Annotated in this window: 11 protein-coding genes; 7 read left to right on the forward strand and 4 right to left on the reverse strand. The window is 72.7% G+C overall.

Going from position 1 to position 9,217, the window contains the following annotated elements:
- Window positions 1-312: sensor histidine kinase (locus tag EIZ44_RS44105; protein WP_205673502.1), on the forward strand; the 312-nt coding region annotated here is incomplete at its 5' end.
- 12 nt (window positions 313-324) lie between these two features.
- Here the strand turns inward: EIZ44_RS44105 and EIZ44_RS44110 are convergent.
- Window positions 325-792, reverse strand: a complete 468-nt coding sequence (locus tag EIZ44_RS44110) for a universal stress protein (RefSeq protein WP_134734580.1) — start codon at window positions 790-792, stop codon at window positions 325-327.
- 106 nt (window positions 793-898) lie between these two features.
- Here EIZ44_RS44110 and EIZ44_RS44115 point away from each other — a divergent pair, with 106 nt between their 5' ends.
- The 4 genes from EIZ44_RS44115 (at window position 899) to EIZ44_RS44130 (ending at window position 5,516) form a co-directional block, all read left to right on the forward strand.
- The gene (locus EIZ44_RS44115) at window positions 899-1,978 is read left to right on the forward strand and encodes an Acg family FMN-binding oxidoreductase (RefSeq protein WP_240691573.1); all 1,080 of its coding nucleotides are present in this window, start codon (window positions 899-901) and stop codon (window positions 1,976-1,978) included.
- Window positions 1,975-2,874 (forward strand): ABC transporter ATP-binding protein, encoded by a 900-nt coding sequence (locus EIZ44_RS44120; RefSeq protein ID WP_134661405.1) that lies wholly within the window; start codon window positions 1,975-1,977, stop codon window positions 2,872-2,874. Before EIZ44_RS44115 ends, EIZ44_RS44120 begins: the two co-directional genes overlap by 4 nt.
- Complete coding sequence (locus tag EIZ44_RS44125; protein ID WP_134734581.1) at window positions 2,871-4,433, forward strand: ABC transporter permease; 1,563 nt, start codon at window positions 2,871-2,873, stop codon at window positions 4,431-4,433. Before EIZ44_RS44120 ends, EIZ44_RS44125 begins: the two co-directional genes overlap by 4 nt.
- 96 nt (window positions 4,434-4,529) lie before the next feature.
- Window positions 4,530-5,516 (forward strand): Acg family FMN-binding oxidoreductase, encoded by a 987-nt coding sequence (locus EIZ44_RS44130; RefSeq protein ID WP_134734582.1) that lies wholly within the window; start codon window positions 4,530-4,532, stop codon window positions 5,514-5,516.
- Window positions 5,517-5,543: 27 nt separating this feature from the next.
- Here the strand turns inward: EIZ44_RS44130 and EIZ44_RS44135 are convergent, their stop codons facing one another.
- A complete protein-coding gene (locus EIZ44_RS44135) occupies window positions 5,544-5,951 on the reverse strand; it encodes a CBS domain-containing protein (protein ID WP_134734583.1) in 408 nt (135 codons plus the stop codon).
- 193 nt (window positions 5,952-6,144) lie between these two features.
- Here EIZ44_RS44135 and EIZ44_RS44140 point away from each other — a divergent pair, with 193 nt between their 5' ends.
- Window positions 6,145-6,744, forward strand: a complete 600-nt coding sequence (locus EIZ44_RS44140) for an Rv1733c family protein (protein ID WP_134734584.1) — start codon at window positions 6,145-6,147, stop codon at window positions 6,742-6,744.
- 424 nt (window positions 6,745-7,168) lie between these two features.
- Here EIZ44_RS44140 and EIZ44_RS44145 read toward each other — a convergent pair whose 3' ends face one another.
- Window positions 7,169-7,402 carry an SHOCT domain-containing protein gene (locus EIZ44_RS44145; RefSeq protein WP_134661400.1) on the reverse strand — a complete coding sequence of 78 codons (234 nt, stop codon included), beginning with the start codon at window positions 7,400-7,402 and terminating at the stop codon, window positions 7,169-7,171.
- Window positions 7,403-7,416: 14 nt separating this feature from the next.
- Window positions 7,417-8,424, reverse strand: coding sequence for an Acg family FMN-binding oxidoreductase (locus EIZ44_RS44150; RefSeq protein WP_134734585.1), 1,008 nt, complete (start codon window positions 8,422-8,424; stop codon window positions 7,417-7,419).
- A gap of 221 nt (window positions 8,425-8,645) precedes the next feature.
- On the opposite strand from EIZ44_RS44150, the gene EIZ44_RS44155 reads away from it, so the two are divergent.
- Window positions 8,646-9,194 carry an APC family permease gene (locus EIZ44_RS44155; protein WP_240691574.1) on the forward strand — a complete coding sequence of 183 codons (549 nt, stop codon included), beginning with the start codon at window positions 8,646-8,648 and terminating at the stop codon, window positions 9,192-9,194.
- The last annotated feature ends 23 nt before the right edge of the window (window positions 9,195-9,217 follow it).

Raw genomic sequence — 9,217 nt, forward strand, 5'->3', positions numbered from 1 at the left:
GCGGTCAGCATGGCGGGCCCGCTCGACGCGGTGCCCGCCCAGCTGGCCGAGCACGTGGAAGCGGTGGTGCGAGAGGCGGTCAGCAACGCGGTCCGGCACGCAGGCGCGGACACATTGACTGTCTCGGTATCGGCGCGGGACGACGCGGTGCGAGTGACGGTCACCGATGACGGGAAGGGACTCCCGGAGGACGTTTCGCCAAGCGGGCTCGGGAATCTCCGGGAGCGAGCGGAGTCGATGGGCGGCGCCTTCACTCTCGAATCGCACCCCGGCGGCGGGGTGCGGCTGGACTGGTCGGCTCCGCTGCGCTGAGCCCGCGCGTTCTCATCCCGTCGCAGCGGGAATCAACCGCCGCGCTGCTTCCGGCGTGATCACCACGACCGGGCACCGCGAATACCGGACGCAGTCCCGGGAAACGCTGCCCAGCAGCAGTTCCCGCGCCAGGCCAGTCCCGTGTGCACCGACCACCAGCAGATCCGCTTCCGCGGACGCGGTCACCAGTTCCGTCGCCGGGTCGCCGTGCGGCGTGGCGACCGAGACCTCCGGGGCGTTCGGGAATTCCCGCCGGATGGCCGCGATGCGCTGGTACGGCAGGGGTTGGCCGGCCGGCTGACGGCCGTGCGGCTGGAAAGCCAGCGACGTACCGGGAAGCAAGGCTTCCGAGGGGCGCACCACGATGGCATGCACGCGGTCGCCGGGGTGTGCGGCGACCTGAAGGGTCCAGCGCAGCGCGGCGTCGCCGTGCGGCGAACCGTCGACGCCGACGACGATGAGACGGCCGGGAGTGTTCATGGTCCTGCCCCTTTCTCTGGGCTGAAGCCGATCGTGCGGCAGGGAACGCGCGCCGGGACAGGGCCGGAGGTCATCGCTGCGCAGGAGGACGTCTGCGGTCCGCGCGATGACTTTCGGCCCCAGCACCGGGCACCGGAGCGCGGTCAGCATGAACGGGCCGGGGCAATGGATCCCGGCTCCGGGAGTGACCATGAAGACCTCGGCGACCGCAGACCTCGCCCCCTCCGAAACGGCCGCGCTCGTCCAGGCGGTCAGCCGGGCCCCGTCGGTGCACAACAGCCAGCCATGGCAGTTGCGTGTCCGCGGCGCCGACGTCGACCTCGTCGAGCGCGCCGACGTCGTGTTGCCGTGGCACGATCCCGAGGGCCGCGACCGGCTGCTCTCGTGCGGAGCCGCGCTCGCGAACCTGCAATTGGCCGCGCAGGCACTCAGTCGCGAAATCACCACCTCGTTCCCCGCAGACGCAGACATGGTCGCGACAGTCCACACCAGACCCGGCGACCCCCCGACTCTCGCGAACCTGGCGCGCTACCACGCGATCGGCCGCCGTCGGAGCTATCGCCGCGAGTTCGCGCCGGAACCCGTGCGCGCCGCAGATCTGGCAGAAATCCTCGACGCGGCCGACGACCCGGCGGTGCACGCCGTGACACCGCCGCATGGCGAGGCGCTCGCGGAGATGCTCGGCTTCGCCACCCGCGTGTTCCGCGCCGACACGGCCTACCAACGAGAACTGGACGCCTGGACCGCGCACACCTTCGGCCCCCGCGCGCTGGGTGCCGTCGATGGAGTCCCGGAGGCCGCCCTCGGCGACGCGCCGTTGCCCGCGGCGGGTCTCGTCCGCCGGACGACCCCGGTGCCCGACGATGTCCGACTGGCCGAACGGCTCGCGGCGGAAACGCTCGTGGTGCTCTGCACCGGCGACGACACTCGGCGGGCACACCTCGCCGCGGGCGTCGCGCTCCAGCGGATGTGGCTGGAGGCGACCGTGCACGGCTTGGCCGGGTCGGTCCTCACCCAGCCGCTGCACCTGACCGGCTTCCGGGAAGACCTGGCCGATCGACTCGGCCTTCCCGGACTGCCGCAGGCGATCTTCCGCTGCGGAAACCCGGTTTCGGTTGCTCCGCCGTCGCCCCGGCTGCCGCTGGGAGACCTGCTTTGCCATGACGTTCCCGGAGGCCTGGAATGAACACCGTCATCGAAATCTCCGGACTGTACAAGGCTTTCGGCCGCACTCAAGCGCTGTCCGGACTGGACCTCAGCGTCGAAGCGGGGGAGGTGCACGGTTTTCTCGGCCCGAACGGGGCGGGGAAGACGACTGCCTTGCGGCTGCTGCTCGGGCTGGTGCGCGCGGACGCGGGCCGGATGCGGCTGTTCGGCGGCGATCCGTGGCGGGACGCGGTGGCCCTGCACCGGCGGCTGGCCTACGTCCCCGGAGAAGTCGCGCTGTGGCCGAACCTCACCGGCGGCGAGACGATCGATTTCCTCGGCCGGTTGCGCGGCGGCACGGATCCGGTGCGCCGGACGCGTTATCTGGAGCTGTTCGAGCTGGACCCGGCGGTCCGGGTGCGCGCGTATTCGAAGGGCAACCGGCAGAAGATCGCCGTGATCGCGGCTCTGGCCGCCGACGCCGAACTGCTGGTGCTTGACGAGCCGACGACCGGCCTGGACCCGCTGATGGCCGAGCAGTTCCGGCAATGCGTGCGCGAGGAGCGCTCGCGCGGCCGGACTGTGTTGCTGTCCAGCCATGTCCTCGCCGAGGCCGAGGCGCTCTGCGACCGGGTGAGCATCCTGCGCGCCGGAAAGGTCGTCGACACCGGGAGCCTCGACCAGTTGCGCCACCTGACCCGGACCTCGCTGACCGTGCGGATGTCCGGGCCCGCGGACGGGCTCGCCCGGCTCGCCGGGGTGCACGATCTCGCCGCCGACGACGGCTTGGTGCGGCTGAGCGTGGACAACGCCGCGTTGAGCGAAGTGCTGGCGGAACTGGGCAGGCGCGAGGTACGCAGCATCGAGAGTCGCCCGCCGACGCTGGAAGAGCTGTTCCTGCGGCACTACCGCGAACCGGAAACGGTGTCCGCGTGAACTCCGTGGCGGGAGCCGGCGCGTTGATCCGGCTCGCCCTTCGCCGGGACCGGGTGCGGCTCCCGGTGTGGATTCTGGTGTCTGCTGCGATGACGGCCGCCGCGGCGGCAGCGACCGCAGATGTGTATCCCACTGACGAGGCGCGTCGCGCGGCGGTGGCGAGCATCAACGCCGTGCCCGCGCTGGTCGCTCTGTACGGCCCGGTCGCCGAGCCGACCGCGGGCGCGGCCGCCGTCTTCAAGCTGACCGCCTTCGGCGCCGCGCTCGTCGCACTCCTGACGGCGCTCACGGTCGTCCGGCACACCCGGGCCGAGGAGGAATCCGGCCACTGGGAGCTGGTGCGCGGCGCGGCGACCGGCCGGCATGCGGGCCTCGCGGCGGGAGGCGCACTGCTGGCAGTGACGGCGCTCGGGCTCGGCGCGGGCGCGGCGGCGGGACTCGTCGCGGCGCGGCTTCCGCCCGGCGGCTCGCTGGCCTTCGGGCTCGGCTGGGCGGGGACGGGGCTCGTTTTCGGGGCGCTGGCCGCGCTCGCGGCGCAGGTCGCACGGAGCGGCCGGGCCGCGTCGGAAATCGCTGTGCTCGCGCTCGTTGTGGCGTACCTGCTGCGTGCGGTGGGGGACGCGACCGGTCCGCGGTGGCTGTCGTGGCTTTCCCCGGTGGGGTGGGTCAGCCTGCTGCGGCCGTTCGCGGGCGACCGGTGGTGGGTGCTGGCGCTTCCGCTCGGAGCGGCCCTGCTGCTGGGGTCGGCGGCGTTCGCCGTTTCCCGGCACCGGGATCTCGGCGCCGGCCTGCTCGCCGTGCGCCCCGGTGCGACGCGGGCCGGACGCCTGTTGTCCGGTCCGGCGGGGCTGGCTTGGCGGCTCGACCGCGGGGCCGTGGGGTACTGGACGCTCGCGTTCGCCGTGCTGGGACTGGTCGTCGGCAATCTTTCCGGTTCACTGGGCACTTTCTTCGCCACCGCACAGGCCAGACAGCTGATCGCCGCGCTCGGCGGGGAGCAGGCGCTGACCGATGCGTTCCTGGCCGCCGAGTTCGGGGTGTCCGGCGTGCTCGTTTCGGCGCTAGCGATCGTGCTCGTCGGACGGTTGCGGGCCGAGGAGTCGAGCGGCCGGGCGGCCGCGGTGCTGGCGGGGCCGGTCGCCCGGGCGCGACTGGCCGGCGGTGCGGTGTCGGTCGCCGTCGCGGCCACGGCGGCGCCTTTGCTCGCCGCCGCCGTCACCGCGGGCCTCACCGGCGGCGGGTCGCGCCTGATCGGAGCGGCGGTCGTCCAACTGCCCGGGGTATGGGTGCTCACCGGGGTCGCGCTCGTGGTCTTCGGGGTCTTTCCCCGGGCGGGCTGGCTGTCCTGGGCGGCGCTGGCGGTGTTCTTGGTCCTGGGCGAGTTCGGCCCGTTGTTCCACGCGCCCGGCTGGGTGCTGGGGATATCGCCGTTCGCGCACCTCCCGCACGTCCCGGGCGGAATCATCGACATCGGGCCGCTGCTGTGGCTCACCGCGGTCGCGGCGCTGCTCGGCGGGGCCGGATTCGCTGCCTTCGGCCGCCGCGACTTGACCGCTTGAGGCCGTTGGTCCCTCCGATTCGGGACCGGCTCCGCTACCTCGCGGCGCCGCCGGAAGCGACGCTCGTTTCACTGCCCCGCGAACCCGGAGACCGCGATGAACACGTTCCTGCCCCTTGCTGTCGACCAAGCGCTCGCGGCTGCCGTGCGCGCGCCGTCCCCGCAGAACACGCAGCCGTGGCGGTTCGTCGTCGACGGTTGCCGGATCGAGGTGCGGCTGGACCGAGACCGCGTCCTTCCGGTCGCCGACCCGGCCGGCCGCGAGGCGCGGCTCGCCTGCGGTGCGGCGCTGTGCAACCTGACGCTCGCTTTGCGGGCCAACGGCGTGCGCAGCCGGGTGCGGACCGTCCCGGACCCAGCCGACCGCGACCTGCTCGCGGTCGTGCAGATCGAGGGGAACGGCCGTCCGTCCACTGTGGACCGCAAGCTCGCCGAAGCGGTCTTCCGGCGGCACACCAACCGGCGTCCGCTGTCCGACCGGGCGGTGCCGGTGGCGGCACGGGCGTTGCTGCGCTCGGCCGCGCTGGGCGAGGGCGGCCAGCTCGAGTTCCTGGACGCTTCGGGCCGGTACACGCAGGTGTCCGCGCTCGTCCGGCGCGCGGAGACCGAACAGGCCACGGACGCGGAGTTCCGGGCAGAGGCCGAGAAATGGACCGGCCGCGAAGCGGATTCCCCGGACGGCGTGCCCACCGCCGCGTTCGGCCCGCCCGCTGACGTTCCCGGCGTAGTGTCGCTGCGCTCGTCGCACGAGAACCGGTCGATCCCGCCGCGGCAGTTCGAGCAGGACCCGGTGCTGGCCGCGGTGATCACTCGCGATCAGGGCGCGGCGGCCGAGGTCCGCGCCGGGATGGTCATGGAACGCGTCCTGCTGACCGCGACCGCGGAGGGGCTCGCGACGTCGTTCCTGTCGCAGCCGTTCGAAGCGCGGTCCACGCGCGCGCAGCTGCTGGCGGCCTTCCGCGGTCTCGGACAGGTGCACACGCTGCTGCGCATTGGGTACGGGCTCCCCACCCGGATGACAGCGCGCCGCCCAGCCGCGGAGGTGACGACGGTGCGGAGCGCGCCGGAGGTCCCGGCGTCGTGACTGACGCGCTGGGATAACCCGATCCGCTCAGGACGCCCCAGCGCCGGGAAGCACCCGAAGCACGTCCTGGAAGGTCACCATGCCGACGAGCACCCCGTCGTCCAGCACGGGCAGCGAACGGATCCCGGCCTCGCTCATGCGGCGGGCCAGCTCGCCGCAATCCAGGTCGGCCGCCGCGCACAGAGCCGGGGTCCGCATGACCGCCCCGGCCGTGCGGTGTCCGCCGAGCATCGCGCCGGCGTCCGGGTCCGCCCCGCCGGGGATCCCCGCGCGGATCACGTCCTCCTCGGTCAGCAGGCCCATCAGCCGGCCGCGGCTGTCGACGACCGGCAGGGCGGTGAACCCGTGCCGGGCCATCAGCCGGGCAGCCTCGGGCAACGGCACCGAGGCGGTCACCGCGATTACGGGCGTGGTCATGATGTCGCGCGCGTGCATGGGAGTCTCCGTTCGTCGCGCTCCTGCGTCGACGATCACCCTGAAACCTCGGTGCGCCAAGGGCATTTGGTCCCGGCCGCAGTGCCCTTCCGCGCGGGACCGGCGGCCCGCGCGTCCGGGCGGAATTCCTCTTCGGACGGAACGCTTTCCCGGCGATTCTGGGGGCTGGCAATCCTTACGGAAGGGGCGCGAGATGAACGCGTCAACGGACCGCGTAGTGCGGTGGTGGCACCTGCTCGTCCCCGGGCGCGGTTCGGTGGCCCGGCCCTCGGACCGGTTCCAGTCCGGTCTCCTCCTCGTGGCGGTTCTCGTCGCGCTGGCCGCGGTCCCGTTCGCGGCGGCCGCGGGTTCCGAGCTGTACGCGACCCAGAAACCCGTCTCGGCCGAGCAAGTCGCGCAGCGCAGCAAGGCGACCGCCGTGCTGCTGGCCGACGGCCCGGCGACGACGGTGAGCGGACGCAGCGGCGTCGTCGCGAACTCCGCGCCGACGGACGCGGTCTGGCAGGCTCCCGACGGTTCGCGCCGGGTCGGCAAAGTGGCCGCCGACGAGGGCTCGCGGCGCGGCGACCAGGTCACGATCTGGGTGGACCGAGCCGGAAACCCGGTTCCGCCGCCGCTGACCGCCGCGGCAGTGCTGGTCGACGCGGTATGCGCGACGCTGGGGCTGTGGGTGTCGGTGTGCTTGCTGCTGGCTCTCGTGTACGGCGGCGCGGTGTTCGCGCTGAACCGGCACCGGCTCGCCGAATGGCAGCGCGAATGGGACGCCGAGCAGGAAAAGCGCACCCATCCGTGAGGACGGCCGGTCAGCAGGCCGAGACTGCGAGAGCGCGGGCGACGCACGAGTGCGGCTCCTCCGTCAACGGAGGGGCCGCACCCGTGCGTCGCTTCCGGGCCGGGCACCGCGCTTCGCGAGATCATTGACGGTCCCGTGCACAGCGAGATCAGTGGACATCCGCCCGCCAGAACCGTGGCCGAGCACGCGTTCGGTCTGCGAGGCAGGGGGACGGGGCAAGTGAGCCGCTCCGGACCAGCGGTCGCGAAGCGGCTGAAGCGTGGGAAGTCCGGATGCCGACGAGAAGGATTTCGCTGCCGCACGGAACGTACCGCCGGTGCCGAGCCCGAATTCGTCGAGCGCGGCGAATGGCTCAGTCACGCCGTGCTCGACGGCGGTCGCAGCGACGTGCGCGCACCACTGCGGCTCGGCCTCGCGTCTCCGCTCAGTGCCGGAGAGCTTCGCGGCGGCGGTCGTACTCGTCCTGGTCGATCTCGCCGCGGGCGAACCGCTGCCGCAGAATCGCGGTGGCAGGGTCGGCGTCCGGCACGGAGCCGGACGGGCGGCGGACGAGAAGCGCGGTGACCACGGCGATCGCGGCGAGCAGCGCGACGGCCACGATGCTCATCACGACCGGCCCGACCCATTCGGCGGCGGTTCCGTAGTGCCAGTACATCATCGGGTGCTCCTCGGCTAGGGCCGGTCGCGGCGGACGGCGGCTTCGAGCGGCTGGAGTACGTCGCCGATCTCGCGCCGCGGAGTCGCGGGCAGCGGGTCCGCGTTGGCCGGAGCCCAGCCGACGCGCAGGACCATCTGCGGGAAGGCGCCGGACGTGACCTTCCGCTCGACCGTGCGGCGCACGTCGGGCAGTTCGAGCGGCTCGGTCAGCGGGCAGGTGGCGAGGCCGAACCGGGTCGCGGTGAGCAGCGCGGCGCTTGTCGCTTCCCCAGCGCGGAGCCGGGACATCCGGTCGTCGGACGCGGTGCTCAGCACGAGCAGCACTGTCTCGTCATCCTCGCCGGCCGCTCCGGCGGCTTCGGGCAGTTCCGGGTCCGCGAACTGGCGGCCGGGCAGCGCACCGGGAGTCAGGTCGGGCATGGGGGTGTTGCGGGACGGGACGCCGTCCGGGGACACGTGCCGTCCGCTCCAGGCGGCGAGTTCGATCCGGTAGGCGGGATCGCGGCGGTGCCGCAGCGACGCCTCCTCGACCGCGGTGGCCAGGTAGTAGCGCTCGGCGTCTTCGGCGACGCGCAGTACGACGCCTTCATCCGCGACCGCTTCGGCCATGCTCTCCAGATGTCCGCGGGGCACGTGCCACGAACTGTGCCGTCGGCGGTCGGTGCGGCGGCGGGGAATCGCGGCGGCGAGCGCGACCTCGTCGAGAGTCGGCTCGTGGCGGTGAAGTTCGATGGACGCCAGGTGGTCCGGTTCCGCGGGGTTGGGCAGCCGGTGCACTTCGGCGCTCCAGCCGAGCGCGGCGAAGGCGACGCGGGCGTGGTGCAGCGCGGCCCCGCAGCTGATCATCAGGTCCCGCCCGTCCGGGTCGGTCTGGGCGAGCTGCCGCGACGGATCGGCGTACAGGTGCAGGGACCGGTGCCCGACCGCGAATCGCCACGGCTGGGAGTTGTGCACCGACGGCGCGCGGACGGCCATCCCGACCGCTGTGGTGACGGTGTAGTCGTCGGGGAGTCCGCGTTCCATGGCGACCTGCCTTGTCGTCTCGTCCAGTGATGCGTCGACGGTGACAGTCGCGGCGGGACCCGAGACAGAGCCGGAATCCCCCGGGCGCAGGGACTTTCGCCGGTCGTCGTCGGCCGCGGTGACCTTCGCGGGCGCGCCCGGGCCGAAAGACCTCTGCCGTCGCCGGTCGCTCGCGATGTTGCATGACAACCCGATGGGGGCGTCGCGGCGACAGGAGCGAAATGTCCAGAGCACACGAAACAGACCCGGCCGAGTCACGGAGCCGGACACTCGGCCTGACCTCGGCGACCGGATTGGTGGCGGGCAGCGTGATCGGCACCGGCGTGTTCACCATGCCTGCCGTGCTGGCCGGCGCGGGAACGAGTTCGCTGCTGGTGCTCGGCGTGGTCGCCGTCGGCGCCGCGGTGCTGGCTGTCCTCTTCGGACAGTTGACGAAACGCACGCAGAATTCCGACGGCGGCCTGTACGCCTACGCTCGCCGCGAGTTCGGCGATTTCGCCGGCTATCTGGTCGGCTGGTGCTACTGGGTTTCCGCGTGGGCGGGCAACGCCGCGATCGTCGCGTCGTGGGTGCTCTACGTCGAAGCCCTCTTCGGCATCGAACATCCCTCGACCTGGGTCGACCTCGGCATCGCGCTGGTCGGGCTGTGGATCCCGGCCGCGGTCAACCTCGCGGGCGTGCGGCAGATGGCGTGGTTCCAGAACACCACCGTGGTGCTGAAGTTCCTGCCGCTGCTCTTTGTCGGCGTGGTGGTGGCCGTGGCATCGTGATTTGGCCCCGGTTCGGCATTGCG

The sequence above is a fragment of the Amycolatopsis nivea genome, from assembly GCF_004522235.1.
Lineage (GTDB): Bacteria > Actinomycetota > Actinomycetes > Mycobacteriales > Pseudonocardiaceae > Amycolatopsis > Amycolatopsis nivea.

What these genes read in the sequence shown, in the direction of transcription:
- EIZ44_RS44110 (WP_134734580.1), bottom strand. Translation starts at nt 792, where the DNA reads ATGAACACTCCCGGCCGTCTCATCGTCGTCGGCGTCGACGGTTCGCCG.
- EIZ44_RS44115 (WP_240691573.1), top strand. Translation starts at nt 899, where the DNA reads ATGACTTTCGGCCCCAGCACCGGGCACCGGAGCGCGGTCAGCATGAAC.
- EIZ44_RS44120 (WP_134661405.1), top strand. Translation starts at nt 1,975, where the DNA reads ATGAACACCGTCATCGAAATCTCCGGACTGTACAAGGCTTTCGGCCGC.
- EIZ44_RS44130 (WP_134734582.1), top strand. Translation starts at nt 4,530, where the DNA reads ATGAACACGTTCCTGCCCCTTGCTGTCGACCAAGCGCTCGCGGCTGCC.
- EIZ44_RS44135 (WP_134734583.1), bottom strand. Translation starts at nt 5,951, where the DNA reads ATGCACGCGCGCGACATCATGACCACGCCCGTAATCGCGGTGACCGCC.
- EIZ44_RS44140 (WP_134734584.1), top strand. Translation starts at nt 6,145, where the DNA reads ATGAACGCGTCAACGGACCGCGTAGTGCGGTGGTGGCACCTGCTCGTC.
- EIZ44_RS44145 (WP_134661400.1), bottom strand. Translation starts at nt 7,402, where the DNA reads ATGATGTACTGGCACTACGGAACCGCCGCCGAATGGGTCGGGCCGGTC.
- EIZ44_RS44150 (WP_134734585.1), bottom strand. Translation starts at nt 8,424, where the DNA reads ATGGAACGCGGACTCCCCGACGACTACACCGTCACCACAGCGGTCGGG.
- EIZ44_RS44155 (WP_240691574.1), top strand. Translation starts at nt 8,646, where the DNA reads ATGTCCAGAGCACACGAAACAGACCCGGCCGAGTCACGGAGCCGGACA.